At 67.5% G+C, this 17,542-nt stretch carries 16 protein-coding genes; 1 reads left to right on the forward strand and 15 read right to left on the reverse strand.

The features are described from left to right. Nucleotides 1-412: 412 nt before the first annotated feature. From ABT061_RS34270 to ABT061_RS34335, 14 genes are all read right to left on the reverse strand, one after another. Complete coding sequence (locus ABT061_RS34270) at nt 413-865, reverse strand: hypothetical protein (RefSeq protein ID WP_350925865.1); 453 nt, start codon at nt 863-865, stop codon at nt 413-415. Then, entirely contained in the window at nt 862-1,635 is a 774-nt protein-coding gene (locus tag ABT061_RS34275) for an SDR family oxidoreductase (RefSeq protein ID WP_350925867.1), read from the reverse strand. Before ABT061_RS34275 ends, ABT061_RS34270 begins: the two co-directional genes overlap by 4 nt. A 4-nt stretch (nt 1,636-1,639) precedes the next feature. Beyond that, nucleotides 1,640-2,503, reverse strand: coding sequence for an RNA polymerase sigma-70 factor (locus ABT061_RS34280; protein WP_350925869.1), 864 nt, complete (start codon nt 2,501-2,503; stop codon nt 1,640-1,642). A 4-nt stretch (nt 2,504-2,507) separates the two neighbouring features. Continuing rightward, a complete protein-coding gene (locus tag ABT061_RS34285) occupies nt 2,508-2,993 on the reverse strand; it encodes an SDR family oxidoreductase (RefSeq protein WP_350925871.1) in 486 nt (161 codons plus the stop codon). Nucleotides 2,994-3,279: 286 nt separating this feature from the next. Next, entirely contained in the window at nt 3,280-4,455 is a 1,176-nt protein-coding gene (locus ABT061_RS34290; RefSeq protein WP_350925873.1) for a DUF3103 family protein, read from the reverse strand. Nucleotides 4,456-4,659: 204 nt separating this feature from the next. Next, complete coding sequence (locus ABT061_RS34295) at nt 4,660-4,797, reverse strand: hypothetical protein (RefSeq protein ID WP_502991543.1); 138 nt, start codon at nt 4,795-4,797, stop codon at nt 4,660-4,662. An 84-nt stretch (nt 4,798-4,881) separates the two neighbouring features. Further along, the gene (locus ABT061_RS34300; protein ID WP_350925875.1) at nt 4,882-5,040 is read right to left on the reverse strand and encodes a hypothetical protein; all 159 of its coding nucleotides are present in this window, start codon (nt 5,038-5,040) and stop codon (nt 4,882-4,884) included. A gap of 234 nt (nt 5,041-5,274) precedes the next feature. Then, on the reverse strand, nt 5,275-5,658 hold the full coding sequence (locus ABT061_RS34305) for a hypothetical protein (protein ID WP_502991544.1): 384 nt from the start codon (nt 5,656-5,658) through the stop codon (nt 5,275-5,277). A 46-nt stretch (nt 5,659-5,704) separates the two neighbouring features. Beyond that, entirely contained in the window at nt 5,705-6,268 is a 564-nt protein-coding gene (locus ABT061_RS34310) for an outer membrane protein assembly factor BamB family protein (RefSeq protein ID WP_350925879.1), read from the reverse strand. A gap of 355 nt (nt 6,269-6,623) precedes the next feature. Beyond that, nucleotides 6,624-7,313 (reverse strand): hypothetical protein, encoded by a 690-nt coding sequence (locus ABT061_RS34315; protein WP_350925881.1) that lies wholly within the window; start codon nt 7,311-7,313, stop codon nt 6,624-6,626. A gap of 347 nt (nt 7,314-7,660) precedes the next feature. Beyond that, nucleotides 7,661-8,629, reverse strand: a complete 969-nt coding sequence (locus ABT061_RS34320; protein WP_350925883.1) for a hypothetical protein — start codon at nt 8,627-8,629, stop codon at nt 7,661-7,663. A gap of 487 nt (nt 8,630-9,116) precedes the next feature. After that, a complete protein-coding gene (locus ABT061_RS34325) occupies nt 9,117-11,939 on the reverse strand; it encodes a vitamin B12-dependent ribonucleotide reductase (protein ID WP_350925885.1) in 2,823 nt (940 codons plus the stop codon). Nucleotides 11,940-12,021: 82 nt separating this feature from the next. Continuing rightward, nucleotides 12,022-12,483 (reverse strand): transcriptional regulator NrdR, encoded by a 462-nt coding sequence (gene nrdR, locus ABT061_RS34330; RefSeq protein WP_350925962.1) that lies wholly within the window; start codon nt 12,481-12,483, stop codon nt 12,022-12,024. 403 nt (nt 12,484-12,886) lie between these two features. After that, nucleotides 12,887-13,153, reverse strand: a complete 267-nt coding sequence (locus ABT061_RS34335) for a LysM peptidoglycan-binding domain-containing protein (RefSeq protein ID WP_350925887.1) — start codon at nt 13,151-13,153, stop codon at nt 12,887-12,889. A 643-nt stretch (nt 13,154-13,796) separates the two neighbouring features. On the opposite strand from ABT061_RS34335, the gene lexA reads away from it, so the two are divergent. Next, a complete protein-coding gene (gene lexA, locus ABT061_RS34340) occupies nt 13,797-14,507 on the forward strand; it encodes a transcriptional repressor LexA (protein WP_343972512.1) in 711 nt (236 codons plus the stop codon). Between the two features lie 210 nt (nt 14,508-14,717). Here lexA and leuS read toward each other — a convergent pair whose 3' ends face one another. After that, nucleotides 14,718-17,189, reverse strand: a complete 2,472-nt coding sequence (gene leuS / locus ABT061_RS34345; protein ID WP_350925964.1) for a leucine--tRNA ligase — start codon at nt 17,187-17,189, stop codon at nt 14,718-14,720. Nucleotides 17,190-17,542: the final 353 nt, after the last annotated feature.

The following is a 17,542-nucleotide window of genomic DNA, read 5'->3' on the forward strand; positions in this document are numbered from 1 at the left end:
ATCTCCGGCCTGGATCTGAGGTCTCCCTCGGGTCGCCCACTCCCCTATTGACCTGGTCTTTACGGCAGTCTTATGCGGCGATCTGTAGATATTTCATATAACGGAACCATCACGCCGGGGGGCTCAATGAAGAGACTTGTGGTCGTGCCACCATATGTCGCACGGCTCAAGATCAGGGATATTCGTTCCGCGACACGCCGTGGAGTGACCGGCGACGCCAAGGTGGTCGATCTCAGCGCCTACACGGGCCGCAACGTTCTGCGCTTTCCACAGACGAGCGGCCCTACCTCCGCCGCCTGACCTCCATCGCGAAAGACCCGCCCGGGCGGGTCTTTCTCCGTTTCCGGCCCCTTCCCGTGCCCGGGCACCGACCGTCCGCACGTGCACGGCCCGGCCATCGGCGACCTCGGGCCTACTCGCCGCCCGGTGCCTTCCGCGTGAGGAACAGCAGGATCGCGGGGGTCAGCACGCAGAAGGCGAGCACGACGACCTGCCCCACCGCGTCCACCATGTCGAAGTGCCCCAGGTGACCGAGGTGGAAGGTCAGGTGCGGCACCGAGTAGAGCAGGTATCCGGCGAGCACCGTACGGATCAGCAGGCGGTCGAGCGTCACCGCCGCCACCGCGAGCATCAGGCCGAAGCCCAGGTTGAGCCCGCCGAAGTCCCGCAGGAGGTGCTCGTTGTAGGGCGGCAGCAGCGCCACCCAGGGATGACCCGGCAGCGGGAAGCCGTCGTAGAACCCGCGCGGCACGAGCAGCGCCCAGCCACCGACGACCGCCTCGGTCACGGCCAGGACGGCGAGCAGGACGCGCGACCAGGTCGCGGTCCGGAACGGCACGCGCGCGGTGGAGACCGTCTCGTTCATCGCCCCTCCGTCCCCGCCTCGTACCCGCTCCGGCCGGCGGCCACGGAGACGAAGTCCGCGAAGGTCCCGCGCCCCTCGGGGTGGTCGGGCGCGAGGTGCACACCGCGCCGGAAGGCGGCGGCGATCCTGCCGGGTACGGGCAGCGGCATGACGAGCCCACGCCCGCCGGTGACCCGCAGATAGGTCCGCGCCAGTTCGGCCGCGCTCACGATCTCCGGGCCGCCCATGTCGGGCACCCGCCCGGTGGGCGCGCCCAGCGCCAGTTCCACCAGCCGCTCGGCGACCTCGGTGACCTCCACCGGCTGGAAGTTCGTCCCCGCGGGGACCGGCAGGACCCTGGACCTCGCCAGCTTCCCCAGCATCAGCACCACCAGGTTGTGGAACTGCGTCGTGCGCAGGATGCTGTACGGCAGCCCCGAGTTCTCGATCAACCTCTCGACCTCGTGCTTGCGCCGGTAATACGTGTACGGGTGCCGGTCGACGCCGACGATGGAGACGTAGACCAGGTGGGTCTCGGGGGGCGTCGCGGCGATCAGCCGCCGGGCTGCCTCGACGTCCGCCGAGGAGTCGCGCGGATCACTGGCGAGGTGCACGATCGTATCGACCCCTTCGAGAGCGGGGCCGAGTCCCGCTCCCGTCCTCAGGTCTCCGATGTAGGGCTCGCGGGTGCGGCTCAGCACTCGGACGGGATGACCGGTCTTGGCGAAACGGTCCACGACATGGCGCCCGAGGACCCCGGTACCACCGGTTACCAGGATGTTTTCTGTCATACCCCTACGAACCGGCGACTCCCTGCAAATGTGACAGCTTTTCCGGATTGAACACGGCACGCAGGCCGACGACGGTCTCGGCGGAGACCTCGATCACGAAGATCGCGATGACCTCTCCCCCGCGCCGGACGAGGACCGCGTCCTGACCGTTGACATCGGCATGGGTGAACTCCGCCGCCTGCCCGAACCTTCCGGCGATCCCGGTGAGGTAGCGGACGACCTTCTCCCTGCCGGTGATCGGCCGCAGCGCGGCGCGCACCCTGCCACCGCCGTCGGCCCAGGCGATCACGTCGTCGGCGAGCAGCCGCTCCAGCCCCGCCAGGTCGCCACTCCTGGCGGCCGCCAGGAACCGTTCCACGATCCTTCGCCGCTGCTCGCCCGGGGCGTCGAACCTCGGACGCTCACCGACCCTGCGCCGGGCCCTGCCGTACAACTGGCGGCAGTTGGCCTCGGACAGATCAAGCACGTCGGCGATCTCGCGGTAGCCGTAGGAGAACGCCTCCCGCAGCACGAAGACGGCCCGCTCGGCCGGGGTGAGCCGCTCCAGCAGGAGCATGAAGGCCATGGACACCGCGTCGCGCTGCTCGGCGGTCTCCATCGGGCCGAGCGCGCCGGTCGGCGCGGGCTCGGGGAGCCAGAAGCCGACATAGCGCTCGCGGGTGGCACGGGCGGCGGTCAGCCGGTTGAGACAGAGGTTGGTGACCACCTTGGCCAGCCAGGCTCCGGGGGAACCGATGTGCTCACGCTCGGCACCGCTCCAGCGCAGGTAGGCGTCCTGGACGACGTCCTCGGCCTCAGCCGCCGAACCGAGCATCCGATAGGCCAGGCCGAACATCTTCGGCCGCTCCGCCTCGAACTCCTCGATCACCTGATCAGGGTGCCAGACGGAGCGGAGACCCCGCCGCCTCGTATCCGCTCGGGCCGGCGGCCACGGAGACGAAGTCCGCGAAGGTCCCGCACCCGGCTGGGCGGTCGGGTGCGAGGTGCACGCCACACCGGAAGGCGGCGGCGATCCTGCCGGGTACGAGCAGCGGTACGACGGGCCCGCGCCCGCCGGTGACCCGCGGATAGGTCCGCGCCGGCTCGGCCGCGCTCACGATCTCCGGACCACCCATGTCGGGCACCCACCCGGCGGGCGCGCCCAGCGCCGGCTCCACCAGCCGTGCGGCGACCTCGGCGACCTCCACCGGCTGGAAGTCCGTCCCCGCGGGGACCAGCAGGATCCCGGACCTCGCCGGCTGCCCCAGCACGAGTACCAGCAGGTTGTGGAACCGCGTCGTGCGCAGGATGGTGTACGGCAGTCCCGACGGTCCCACGCCGCCGGTTGTCAGGTTCCCTTCGGGAGGCAGTGCCGACATCCACGCCTGGATCGCCGACGGGGCGTGTCACGGTGGTGACCGGGGCGGGCAGGAAGGCCGAGAGCCGCTGGGTGATGTGACCCGATGTCCCGGAGGCGGGCACGGGACCACGCCTCTGAGCACGGCCGGCCGATGAGGACATCCATCGGACTCCGCCGGGCACCCCGATCTATGATCATCTTCGTACCCTGGCACAGCCTCCGCGGCATGGCCGGGAACACAGGCCGCGGCCCCGGTGTGTCACCGGGGCCGCGGCGGTCAACGTGTCGGGCCGAAGCCGAACTCGTCAGATCCAGTTGGAGATCAGGCGTACCTCCATGCCGACCGGGCGGGCGGCGCAGGGCATGGACTTGATCTGTCCGGCGCGGCCGGCCTGGACGCTGTAGCAGGAGTCGACCCAGTCGTCGCTGTCGGTGACCCAGTCACTGGGCAGCGCGCCGATGACCTTGTCGGCGATCGCGACGTACTGGCCGTTTCCGCTGGCGACGAGCACACCTTCGACGATGGCCTTGGCCAGGCCGGACAGGTCGGCGTTGTCGTCGCGCTCCATGAAGACGACGTCGACGGCGGTCCAGCTGAAGTTGGACCACTCGATCAGGACCTGGTTCACGTTGCTGTAGGTCGTGCCCTCGTCGGTGATGTAGGGCATCTCGATGGTGTCGACCCGAGCCTTACCGTCGGTCCCGGCGCCCATGGTCCAGGCGTAGATCTCCGGTCCGCCCTTGTACCAGGGCTCGTGGTCGTTGTAGTTGGTGATGCGATGGATCTGGGCTGCCCAGCGGGGCGTTCCCGCGGCCTGCGCCGTAGGCTGCTGGGCCTCATCGGCCTTACGGTCGACTCCGGTGATGCCGGCCTCGGTGAGAGCCTTGCGGATGACCTTCTGGCCCAGCTCGGCGGTCTTGCGCTCGTTCAGGCCCACGACGAGCACCGCCTGCCTGGGAGCCCGGCGGGCATCGAGCTCGTAAGTGCGACCGGCCGAGTCGTAGGCGGTGACGGTGCGGACGAACTTCTCGTCCTTGGACGGGGTGAACATGACCAGTGGCTTCTCGCCCGCGGCGACCCGCTTGACCGTGGCGGGGTCGGCCGAGACCTCCAGCAGCGACTCGCCCTCGCCTTCGGCCTGGAGACCCTTCAACTGCAGGATCTTGCTGTCAGCCTGGCGGGTGTAGTCGGTCAGGTCCTGCGCGCCTGGCACGGAGGCGAACAACGCAGCCAGGTCGGCCTGGCCGTCACCCGCCAGCTCGCGGTTGAGCACCGCCCTGAACTCACCGTTGTCGAGCCTGCGGGCGATCTGCTCGGCGAGCGTCCGCTTGAGCCCGTCCATGGTGGCGGCCGACTCTTCGGCCTTGAGCTTGGCCGACTGGCCGGGGGGCAGCGGATCGGCCACGGCCGTCGCCGGCGCTACAGCACCCATCAGGGTGGCGGCCAGGGCGAATGCCGCCAGCCCAACTACCTTCTTCACAAAACCTCCTGGTCAATGCGAGAAGAAGCTCGATAGAGCACTACCGCCGGATCCTTGCGGGAACCGAGCGGTTGCATAAGGCAGAGAGTGACCGGCGCGCCTTATCAAATAATTACGTCTTCTTATGAATCCTTATGGTCAATCCCAAAATGGGTTTAACGTTCATTTTCGGACTTGGATGTGTGGACGCCCTCGTGCAGCCGGTTATGGGATCGGATCGCGATGGCCAAGGTCGGCACGGCCCCGCATCGCCTCCCCCAGCGGGTCTTCGGGGTCGGTCATCCCGAGGCCGACTCGCACGCCCGGATGCTCCTGGCGAAGCCGGGCGAGCGCGGGCGCCATCAGAGTGGCGCCCGCCGTGGCGAAGTAGCGTATCGCCAGCCGCTCGGTGTGCCCGGCTCATAGGTCGGTCACCTTCTACCTCAACTACCGGCTCATCTCGGACGAGGGCACGACCAGCGCCGCCGTCGTCGGATACCTGCTGCCGGGAACGACGGTGCTCGACGAGGAACCCGGCCCGCGCGTCATCTCGGGAATGATCGTCGCGCCCCTCGGCGCCGGGATGACGACGCCCGGGTCCGTCATACCTGTCCGATCAGCCGCAGAGCCCTCACCGCACGGGAGGTCGGCTCCTCCGGTTGCGGGACACCCAAGTCGCGGCGCGAGCGGTGCGGGTCCGAGGCGGCAAAGCCCACAGACAGCCGGAGGCGGGGCACCGGACCTCCGCCGACGCCCCGCCTCTGACCGGGTGCCTCACATCCGAAGCGCGCCCAAAATACTGGGGCAGAGCACTTATTCGTGGGCTGCGGTATTCCTGCGTCATTCACCTCGCCGGTACGGGTCGATGGCGATCATCCTCAAGGTTCCCTTGGTCACCATGAGCATCTCCCCTGCTCCAAGGTCTCGCAATGCGGCCACCCTGGTGACCGATGAGGACCGCTCCAGGACGTGCCCATCAGACCGCAGGCGGAAGAGCAGGCCGCCCGCGCCGGCCACTACGAACCCCTCGCTGTCTCGGACCACCTCACCGACGAGTGGCTGCCTGACGTCCACGTTCCACAACACCGATCCGGCTTCGGGGTCGACGACGAGATAACCGGCCCCTCGTTCTCGCAGCCACACCACACCGCCGGTGAACTGGGCGGCCGAGGACGAGAGGTCGGCATCGTGACGGAAGAACCGCTCGACGAGACCCGATGACAATCGAATGCTCGCAACGGATCGCGGGCCGCACGGCACCAGGCAACGGTCAGGGCTGATCATGGTGAACGCCGGACGATCGTCGGTTTCGACCAATGGCTCCGGCAACCGCCAGCGGCCCAGTTCCCTGCCATCTCGTGGATCGATCAGCCACGCTTCTGAGCCGTCTCCCAACAGCACGCCGCCATCCCAGGGCAGAGGAAGCACCGTAGCCATACGCCGCCGTGTCCGCCACAGAGACCGTCCGTCCTTCAGGTCGAAAGCGGACATGGGTGTGTAACCACGCCAGCCGCCGACGACGACCGTCTCCGCAATAGCTACGACATGCCCTGAGTATTGCGGCAACCCGGCGCGCCACAGATCCCGTAGTGAGATCGAGACAGAACAGTTGATCGGTGTCCTGCGGCAGAACCAGGCAACGATCACTGGCGACCACGACGGCACGCGGCCAGGTCCCTATCGGAACGTCCCAGCGGACCGAGCAGTCGTGGCGGTCCAGGCAGACAAGCCGAGTGTGGCGCTCATGGAGGACGACGCGGTCCTCCGTCACCGCCAACGCCGAAGCGGACCCCCTCTGATGAAGCTGCCGCTCCCACAGCGTCTTTCCGATCATCTGCCGATTTCACCAGGCAAGCACTAGCGGCATCAATCACATTAACAATGGGAGGTCATATCGGCCGAAGCCAGGAGTGGAACTCAACAGGTCCCGTTTGACCAGGCATTTCATTCCTCGGCAGCGCCGAGGGTACTGAGGGAGTGCGCTTATTCGGAAGGTTCGGCGTTTCCGGCGTGCCTGCGGTCCGGCGCCGTAACCCGCATTGGCATCGGCAGCAAGCGTGCGGCGATTTCTGGATCGACCTGGTAGTTCACCAGGAGTCGCCATTCGACCACACTCGCCATGGATAGCCGTCTCATGCCATATCGCCCTCCTCAACGACTACCGCCTATCCGCTTGGAACATAGGACACCTATTCGGAAAGCTGATCGCTCCTCCGGGCTCCCTGGCACTGGTTCGTGCCGACAGGCGTGAAAGTGAAGCTATCGGCGAAGTCGGAACCCTCGCCGCGGACGGCCAGAAGCATGGGCTCGCCGTACAATGCGGTCTGATCCGTACGCAAATGAAGGAACTCGTTCCAGAAATGGAAGCAGAGCAAAGAATCCTGAGGGTGCCCCGTCGCATATACCAGGGTCTTGGGAAAGTACGGGTTCGTGCCACCGCAGTAGACAGACGGCGGCCCGAACATAGCGAGGGTCTGTCCGAGGGTTCGATCGCGCTCACACCAAGCCTTGTTGGCACCGATCAGCTTGTCGTACCCGTCCCGCGACAGGATACGGTCCAGCCGGAGCCATCCGTGACGATGGGCGAACTCGGCATAGACGGACGCGGCCATGTCATCGGTTCCGGCACCCCAGAGAGACTCGAAGGCTCCCCGAACTCCCGTGGAGAGAAAAGCCCTCCGAGCACGCAGGGAATCTTGTTCCTCACTCCAGGCTTGTTCACGATCGTCCGTGAACGCCATCGCGTCGAAGTAAATTCTTAGCGCGATCTCTCCGCCGAACATGCCTGGCCGACGAAGAGCCGAATTGATCTGAGCGAACAGGTACTCTCGCACCTGCTCGACCGTCCGCGCTTCTCGCCGACCGTCCACATCGGCCATCGACTGCCTCTTCTTTCGCCGCTACGACCTGCTGAAAACGCCAGAAGGGGGGCCGGACTCAACTCCGGCCCCCCTTCCTAGGGAGCATTATGCAGGTTTGGCTTCCGTATCCAACGCTGCTTTTCTGCCCAGAATACTGGGGCAGCGTACTTATTCGGAGGGTGCGGTATTCGGCGCCACCGGCCGGGTACCGCCCCACAGTGCGAGCAGTGCGAGGGCGATGGGCGCGTCCGCGGGAAAGTATGCCTCAGCCATGCCCCCTTCAAGCGTGATGTCCGAAGCGGCGCCGAACGGGTGGTCGTGTGGAGATTCCGAAGCCTCGGCAAAGTACAACGAAAGGGCGAGATCTAGCGACGCCCTCCGGTTCGGCCAAGCAACTCGCGGGCGGTCGTTGGCCGGACATGGTCGGTGGTGGCGAGTAGTTCCGCCTCGGTCACGACGAGACTGCTGATCTGAAGCAGCACATCGCCGTGTCTGGCGAACAGGGCCACGGGCCTGTCATCAATGATCCACAGGACGCGACCATCGGACAGCGGTCGGCAGGTGTCGCTGGCGCTGACGTGAACAGCCCAGGCGGGTTTCAGATGCCGCGTGGCTTTCAGATACCGTGCGGCGCACGCTTGGCCGGGGGTAGCCGCCGTGGCACGGATGAACACCTGCATCTCCCACTCCTCCCGCAGATTGAAGCTGGGTTTGTAGAAGCGATGGATGATAGTGCGGGGGGTGTCCAGGCGATAGGAGAGCTCGACTGCCGGGCCTCCACCCTCTGGACCGAGCCGCCATAAACCCGCCACGTACCGACGGCCGGGGATATCCAGGGAGACCAGCGACACTCCCATCGTGCCCAGGTCCCAGACCCGGTGCCAGTGCTGTACGCGATCCGAGACCTGGGCGGCACCGACCGGAAAGGCGATCATCACTCCCGCGAGGAGGATCCGCGGCAGGGCGGTACGCGGCATGACCATCCAGGCAGCCGCGGCGTACCCCGCGACACCGGCCACGAGAAAGATGATCCCGAAGAGCGGTTCGGGCAGGCCATAGGCCGCCCTGTGGAAAGGGACAAGCGCGAACAGCCCCGAGGCCAGCGCCCCGAAGGCCGCGGATCCGGCGAGTGCCACCGGCCACCACCGGGAGATCTTGGCCGACCGCGCCAAGATCCCGCTGAGCAGGATCGGGACCACGATGATCGCGATACCGTTGATGACGCCGCCCAGTCCTTCGGAGGGTGCCGACTTGTTAGGCCAGACGGCACTGACAACGAAGCGGCCCAGCCCTCTGCGGCCCATTACGTCGTCGGTCCAGATGACGGCGACCACCACACCGACGACGAGCCCTACCAGAGCGCTCCTGGCCAGAGAGGCCCGACCCGATGATTCGCTCATGATCGGAAGTATCGACCATGCCTGGCAGTCCGCCAACCCGACGAGATGGGCCGCCAGAGCGCAATGGGCCCGCCCACCACATCGTGGGCAGGGATCCCGCTTTTAGCGATACATCGACGAGTCAGCCTGCTCGCCGGAAGTTGACAACCCCATCGAAAAGCGAATTGAACGTGTCGGCCATAGCTCCCTGACCTCAATCGAACCTCGGGCCTGCATGGCTCGCCCAAGCAAGGCGCACCTCATCGTGGGTAGCGGAAAAGCCTGTCGAGCCGTGACGGAAGAACTCCGGCTTCTCCAGGTCAGCGAACAGTTCACTGCCACGAAAACACCGCAAGGGAGCCGGACGTGATTCCGACCCCCTTCATCACCAGGGACTATGCAGATTCGACCTCTGTATCCAATGCTGCTTTTCTGCCCGGAATCAGCTGCAGCCGCTGGTGGAGCCGCAGCCCTCGCAGACGTAGCAGCTGCCCGCGGGGCGCATCTTGGTGCCGCAGGTCATGCAGAGCGGCGCGTCGGCGGTGCGGCCCTGGTGGGACTCCAGGGAGCCGGCCCGCCGCGGGGTTTCCACCGGCACCGCTTCGGCTCGGGTCTGGGGCTCCTCGATGGGGGCCGAGGTGGCGAGCTCGGCGATGACCTCGTCGGCGTGGATCGGGGCCGGGTCCTCACCGCGCTGCTGGGCGGCGCGCTCGGAGGCGGAGAAGATACCGAGGGCGGCACGGTCGTCGTAGGGCAGGTGGTCCAGGGCCAGGCGGCGGAAGATGTAGTCCATCACCGAGGCCGCTATCCGGATGTCCGGGTCGTCGGTCATGCCGGCCGGGTCGAAGCGCATGTTGACGAACTTGCCGACGTAGGTCTCCAGCGGCACCCCGTACTGCAGGCCGATGGAGATGGCCACCGAGAACGCGTCCATGACGCCCGCGAGGGTCGAGCCCTGCTTGGACATCTTCAGGAAGACCTCGCCGAGGCCGTCGTCGGGGTAGGAGGAGGCGGTCATGTAGCCCTTGGCGCCGCCCACGGTGAAGCGGGTGGTGGTGCTGGGACGCTGGTTCGGCATCCGGCGACGGGTCGGGCGGCTGATCTCCACGACCTGGATCTCCGGCTCGGCGACAGCCTCCTTCGCCTCGGTCTTCCTGCCGGCGGCCGAGAGGGGCTGGCCGACCTTGCAGTTGTCGCGATAGACCGCGAGGGCCTTCAGGCCAAGCTTCCAGCCCTCCATGTAGACCTGCTCGATGTCCTCGATGGTGGCGGACTCGGGGAGGTTGACGGTCTTGGAGATGGCGCCGGACAGGAACGGCTGGGCCGCGGCCATCATCCGGACGTGCCCCATGGGGGCGATCGCGCGCTCGCCCATGGCGCAGTCGAACACCTCGTAGTGCTCGTGGCGCAGGCCGGGGGCGTCGACGACGTGGCCGTGCTCGGCGATGAACTCGACGATCGCCTCGATCTGCTCCTCCTGGTAACCCAGCTGCCGGAGCGCGCGCGGGATCGTCTGGTTGACGATCTGCATGGAACCGCCGCCGACGAGCTTCTTGAACTTGACCAGGGCGAGGTCGGGCTCGATGCCGGTGGTGTCGCAGTCCATCATCAGGCCGATGGTCCCGGTGGGCGCGAGCAGCGAGGCCTGGGCGTTGCGGTAGCCGTTCCTCTCACCGAGCCTGAGGCACTCGGCCCACTGCTTGGAGGCCTCGTGGTGGATGTCGCCGTCCATCTTCTCGAACGTGCGCAGAGCCTCGTTGGCGTCGTTGTGCTTGCGCATGACCCGCTTGTGCGCGTCGGCGTTGCGGGCGTAGCCGTCGTACGGGCCCACGACCGCGGCCAGTTCCGCGCTGCGGCGGTAGGAGGCGCCGGTCATCAGCGAGGTGATGGCTCCGGCCAGGGCGCGGCCGCCCTCGGAGTCGTAGGCGTGGCCGGTGGCCATGAGCAGCGCGCCGAGGTTGGCGTAGCCGATGCCGAGCTGGCGGTAGGCACGAGTGGTCTCGCCGATCTTCTCGGTCGGGAAGTCGGCGAAGGTGATGGAGACGTCCATCGCGGTGATGATCAGCTCAGTGATCTTCACGAAGTTCGCGATGTCGAAGGTGTCGTCGTCTCTCAGGAACTTCAGCAGGTTGATGCTCGCCAGGTTGCACGAGGAGTTGTCCAGGTGCAGGTACTCCGAGCAGGGGTTGCTGGCGGTGATGCGGCCCGTCTCGGGGCTGGTGTGCCAGTCGTTGATCGTGTCGTCGTACTGGACGCCGGGGTCGGCGCACTCCCACGCGGCCTTGCCCATCTTGCGGAACAGGCTCCTGGCGTCGACCTTCTCGATGACCTCGCCGGTGAGCCGGGCACGCAGGCCGAACTCCTCGCCCTGCTCCACCGCGCGCATGAACTCGTCGGAGACGCGCACGGAGTTGTTGGCGTTCTGGTACTGGACCGAGACGATGTCCTTGCCGCCCAGGTCCATGTCGAACCCGGCGTCACGGAGGGCGCGGATCTTGTCCTCCTCGCGCGCCTTGGTCTCGACGAACTCCTCGATGTCGGGGTGGTCGACGTCGAGGACCACCATCTTGGCGGCGCGGCGGGTGGCGCCGCCGGACTTGATGGTGCCCGCGGAGGCGTCCGCTCCGCGCATGAAGGAGACCGGGCCGCTGGCGGTGCCGCCGCTGGAGAGAAGCTCCTTGGAGGAGCGGATCCTGGAGAGGTTGACGCCGGAACCGGAACCGCCCTTGAAGATCACACCCTCTTCCTTGTACCAGTCGAGGATCGACTCCATCTGGTCGTCGACGGCCAGGATGAAGCAGGCGCTGACCTGCTGCGGCGACGCCGTGCCGACGTTGAACCAGACGGGGGAGTTGAAGCTGAAGACCTGGTTGACCAGAGCGTGCTTGAGCTCGTGGTCGAAGATCTCCACGTCCTCCTCGCCGGCGAAGTAGCCGTGCTCGACCGCCGTACGGGTGTAGACGCCCACCACGCGGTCGATCAGCTGCTTGAGGCTCCACTCCCGCTGCGGGGTGCCGACCGCGCCGCGGAAGTACTTGGTGGTCACGATGTTGGCGGCGTTGACCGACCACGACTGGGGGAACTCGACGTCGCGCTGCTCGAAGTTGACCGAGCCGTCGCGCCAGTTGGTCATGACGACGTCACGGCGCTCCCAGGACAGCTCGTCATAGGGGTGCACACCTGGGGTGGTGAAGATGCGCTTCATCCTCAGGCCCTTGCGCGGCCGCTTGCTCCCACGTGCCACCGCGCCGGCGGTCTCCGTCATGACTTCCCCCTCCTGGGGCTCCGCGAGCCCTCATATCGGACCACACCAACACGCCGCTCACCCCCGGCGCCCAGGGTCTTTCTCAGTCTTGCCCGCTGGAGCGCCCCGCCCGGAGCTGCTCGATCTCCGCCTCGAAGTCGGCCAGGGTCTCGAACCCCCGGTAGACGGAGGCGAACCGCAGGTACGCCACCTCGTCCAGTTCGCGGAGCGGCCCCAGGATCGCCAGCCCGACCTCGTGGGCCGCGATCTCGGCGCATCCGGTGGCCCGGATGCTCTCCTCGACCCGCTGGCCCAGCTGCGCCAGGGAGTCCTCGCCGACGGGCCGCCCCTGGCAGGCCCGCCGGACCCCGGCGATCACCTTGTCCCTGAAGAACGGCTCCGTCACGCCACTGCGCTTGCTCACCATGAGCAGGACCGTCTCCTGTGTGGTGAACCTGCGCCCGCACTCCGGGCACGTGCGCCTGCGGCGGATGGCACCGCCGTCCTCGGTGGCCCTGCTGTCGATGACTCGCGTGTCCGGATGACGACAGAACGGACAGTGCACGCGCGTCGCCTCCTTGAGCTGCGAGAGCGGCTCACCCACCTCACCTGCCCCATGGCGCGCATGTCGAGACGCTCGCGCACGCCCCTCGAATAGTCGAGATGCGGTAATGGAAACACAATCTGTGGTGAAGTGTTGCGGTGCAGCCACTAGATGTTGTGGTCTAACGGTAGAAGTGCGCGACCATGAACGCAAGTTGAAAGGCCCTCGCCACACGAAGTCGCTGATCAGCCGTCACGCCTCGGCGTGTCGCCCCTCGGGCGACGCACTCCGCACCCCTTCCCTCACATGCGTCCCAGACGATATGTCAGGCAGGACCCTCATCGGACCCTCCCGCGCGGCTCGCCCACACCTTCCTCGAACCCCACCGGCCAAATCCCACGCACCCCACGGAATGCGCCTCTTCTCAGCGGATGAGGTCCTCGGGGAGATAGAGCCGGGTTCCGGGCCGGACCTCGGAGTCGGCCAGCCCGTTGAGGTCCATGATGCGATGGACCGCCCGACCGGCGTCGCCCTCCTGCGTCAACGCGTCCGCGATCTCCCACAGCGTGTCACCCACGTGCACCGTGATCCGGGGCAGCCCCCCGTGACCCGTCCGCTCGCCCGCCAGGGCCGTGTCGATGCGCCCGCCGACCCAGAGCATCCCCAGGGTGAACAGTACGAGCACCGTCACCACCACGATCCTCCCACGCCGGGTGAGCCGGAGCGGCCGCCCGGCGGTCCGGGGCCGGGCGGCACCCGGGCGGCGGACGCCGGCACGAACCGCTCCCGCCCCGGGCACCCGTCCCGGCACCCCATGTCCAAGCCCCCGCCGAGGCTCCGGCCCATGCCCACGCCTCGCGCCACGCCCGAGTCTCGGCCTCGGCTCACACCCGGCCTCCGGCTCCCGAGGCCGCCCGGCCGCCCGCTCGCGCCCGGGCCGCCCCGGCACCCTTCCGCCTTCCGGGCTCCGCCCCGCCCCGGCCCCCCTGCCCGATTCCGGCGCGGGAGCGGGCTCCGATCTCGGTGGCGGCACCAGGCGCAGCAGCGGTGCCCCCGGCGATCGCCGCACGGTCCGGGATCTCGGCACGGCCATGGATCGTGGTGTCGTCGCGGTCGGTTTCACGGTGGCCCCCATCCCCTCGACCTGGCCGAACACATGTCGAAGAAAGATCGGTGAATCGAACACGATGTCGATCGAACTCCCGTACGATGTTGTACACCACGGCGCCGCCGATATCGAGGACATTCGAACAATTGTTTGAATATGATCTTCGGCCGTTGTATGGTCGCTGTGTGCGACATATCAGATACAGGCCGGGAGGCGAGGAGTTCGTATGAGCCAGCACAACGAGAACGGTTCGGCCGCCAGCGATCTGGCGGTGCGAAGGCGTGACTCCCTTGGCCTCACCCCCAGGCAGCGGAAGATCCTTGAAGTGATCCGCGACTCCGTGCAGCAGCGCGGTTACCCGCCGTCCATGCGGGAGATCGGTGAGGCGGTGCAGCTCACCAGCACCTCCAGCGTGTCGCACCAGTTGACGGCTTTGCAGCGCAAGGGCTACCTGCGGCGTGACCCGCACCGCCCCCGTGCTCTGGAGGTGCGCCTTCCCGGCGAGCCCGTGCTGTGGGTGGATCCCGACTCCGGCGAGGACGAGACCCCGGTCAGCCGCCCGACCGCCGCCTATGTGCCACTCGTCGGCCGGATCGCCGCCGGTGGCCCGATCCTCGCCGAGGAGAGCATCGAGGATGTCTTCGCCCTGCCCAAGCAACTCGTCGGCGAGGGCACGCTCTTCCTCCTCCAGGTGACCGGAGACTCGATGATCGAGGCCGCCATCGCCAACGGCGACTGGGTGGTCGTACGCCAGCAGCCGGTGGCCGACAACGGTGACGTGGTCGCGGCGATGATCGACGGCGAGGCCACGGTCAAGACCTTCAAGCGCAGGGACGGCCACGTCTGGCTGGTCCCGCACAACCCCAACTACGACCCGATCCCGGGTGACGAGGCCACCGTGCTCGGCAAGGTCGTGGCGGTCCTCCGCAAGCTCTGAGGCACGCGCCTTCAACCCTCCGGGCCACACGCCCAAGAACGCACGCCACGCAGGGCGACCGGCACCCCGACGTCGGGGTGCCGGTCGCCCTGCGTGTTTTCGGATGACGGTACGACGAGCGGCGGGCAGTGCCGGAGCCGGATGAGCCGAACGTCGGCCGGCCCATGAACGTTCGGGGGCGCACGCTGGACGCGCGCCCCTCTCGAACGTCTACGGGACGATGTTGACCAGCTTGGGCGCGCGCACGATGACCTTACGCGGCGCACCACCGGGCAGGAACGCCTGGACCTTCTCCGACGCCAGCGCCAGCGCCTTCAGGTCCGCCTCGGAGATCTCCGGAGAGACCTCCAGCCGGTCGCGCACCTTGCCCGCGACCTGGACGACGCAGGTGACGGAGTCCTGGACGAGCAGCGCCGGGTCCACCGCCGGCCAGCCCGCGACCGCGACCGAGCCGCTGTGTCCCAGCCGCTCCCAGCCCTCCTCGGCCGCGTACGGCGCGACCAGGGAGAGCATGACCGCCAGCGTCTCCGCGGCCTCCCTGACCGCGGGGTCGGCGGCACCGGGCCCGGAGTCGATGGCCTTGCGGGCCGCGCTCGTCAGCTCCATCATCCGGGCCACCGCGACGTTGAAGCGGTGGGAGTCGACCAGCCTGGTGACCTCGTCGATCGTGTGGTGCACGACCTTGCGCAGGTTCAGGTCCCCACCTGCGAAGTCGACGCCGGGAGCGGAGGCCGCCCCCGCCTCGGCCATCACGCGGAACGCCCGGGCCAGGAACTTCTGGGACGCGGCCGGCGAGACGTCGGCCCAGTCGATGTCGTCCTCGGGCGGGCCGGCGAAGACGACGGTCAGCCTGACCGCGTCGACACCGTAGGCGTCGATCTGCTCACCCAGGTCGACGCCGTTGCCCAGCGACTTGGACATCGCCTTGCCCTGGTTGATGACCTGCCCCTGATTCAGCAGGCGGGTGAAGGGCTCGACGAAGTCGACCATTCCCATGTCGTGCAGGACCTTGGTGAAGAACCTGGCGTACAGCAGGTGCAGCACGGCGTGCTCGACACCCCCGACGTACTGGTCGATCGGGCCCCACCTGCGGACGCCCTCGACGTCGAACGGGCCGTCCTCGTAGGAGGGGTTGACATAGCGCAGGAAGTACCACGAGGAGTCGACGAAGGTGTCCATCGTGTCGGTGTCGCGCCTGGCCGGGCCGCCGCACTTGGGACAGGAGACGTTGACCCAGTCTTCGGCCGAGGCCAGCGGGGAGACCCCCTTGGGTGCCAGGGCCTCACCTCGCAGGTCGGGCAGGGTGACGGGCAACTGGTCATCGGGGACGGGGACCTCGCCACAGTCGGCGCAGTGGATGATCGGGATCGGGCAACCCCAGAAGCGCTGGCGGGACAGCAGCCAGTCGCGCAGCCGGAAGTTGACCGTGAAGCGGCCGGTGCCCCGCTCGCTCAGCACCTCGATGATCTTCCGGATCGCGTCGGCCTTGGTCAGGCCGTCCAGCGGGCCGGAGTTGACCATCGCACCGTCACCGGCGGTGGCGATGCCGGTCTCACCGGGGTCGGCCAGGCCGGTGTGTACGACGACCCGTACCGGCAGGTCGAAGGCGCGGGCGAAGTCCAGGTCGCGCTGGTCGTGTGCGGGCACGGCCATGATCGCGCCATGACCGTAGTCGGACAGCACGTAGTCGGCCGCCCAGATCGGCATGCGCTCCCCGTTGACCGGGTTGATCGCGTACCGGCCCAGGAAGACGCCGGTCTTCTCCTTCTCGGTGGACAGCCGGTCGATGTCGGATAGCTTGGACACATCGGCCCGGTAGGCCTCGAACGCCTCGCGCCGGTCATCGGCGACGATCTCCTCGGCCAGCGGCGCGTCCGGGGCGACCACGAAGAAGGTGGCGCCGTACAGGGTGTCGGGACGGGTGGTGTAGACGGTGACCGGCTCGTCACGGCCCTCGATCACGAAGTTGACGTCGGCGCCCTCGGATCGGCCGATCCAGTTGCGCTGCATGGTCAGCACGCGCTCGGGCCAGCCCCCCTCCAGTTGGGCCATGTCGTCCAGCAGCCGGTCCGCGTAGTCAGTGATCTTGAAGTACCACTGGGTCAACTCACGACGGACGACCTCGGCACCGCAGCGCTCACACCTGCCGTCCTTGACCTGCTCGTTGGCCAGCACGGTCTGGTCGTTGGGGCACCAGTTGACCAGGCCGCCCTTACGGTAGGCCAGGCCGCGCTCGAAGAAGCGGATGAACAGCCACTGGGTCCATTTGTAGTACTCGGCGTCGCTGGTGTGCAGGCGGCTGGACCAGTCGAAGGAGATCGCGTAGCGCTTGAAGGAGTTGGCCTGGGTCTCGATGTTGGCGTAGGTCCACTCGGCGGGGTGGGCATCGCGCTTGATCGCGGCGTTCTCCGCGGGCAGGCCGAAGGAGTCCCAGCCGATGGGGTGCAACACGTTGTAGCCGCGCTGCACCCAGTAGCGGGATACGACGTCACCGATGGCGAAAACCTCTGCGTGTCCCATGTGCAGGTCGCCCGAGGGGTAGGGGAACATGTCGAGCATGTAGCGCCGCTCACGCGGGTCGGCGGGGTCGTCGGAGGCCCGGAAGGGGTCCAGTTCCTCCCACCGGCGCTGCCACTTGACCTGCAGGGCCTGCGGGTCATAGTGCTGCTCGTCGCTCTGCATGTCGGCTCGCTCGCTCACGTCGATTTTCCCTCGGGTATGTCTGCGTGGATGGTCTGACCCGCCTGGCCCAATGCAAAAACCCCCCGCTCACGCGGAGGGCGGCCGCATCGGCAGGGCGCTCAGGGGCGGAGAGGCCGATGCGGCCCGGTAAGCAGGCTCGCGGCACGCATAGAGCAAGACTATCGCAGCCCGCAAGGCATATTCGTGGCCTGGGGAAACAGGCCCGATCACGGCGAACAGGAGACAGCCGTCCGAGCGGGTCGGCAGAATGAGGATCTCCGCACTCTCCGGAGCGAACGAGACCCGATGGCTATGCACCTGTTGTGACCTCGTACGTCCTTCGCGTTTACTCT

The sequence above is a fragment of the Streptosporangium sp. NPDC002544 genome (genome assembly GCF_040295965.1).
GTDB lineage: Bacteria > Actinomycetota > Actinomycetes > Streptosporangiales > Streptosporangiaceae > Streptosporangium.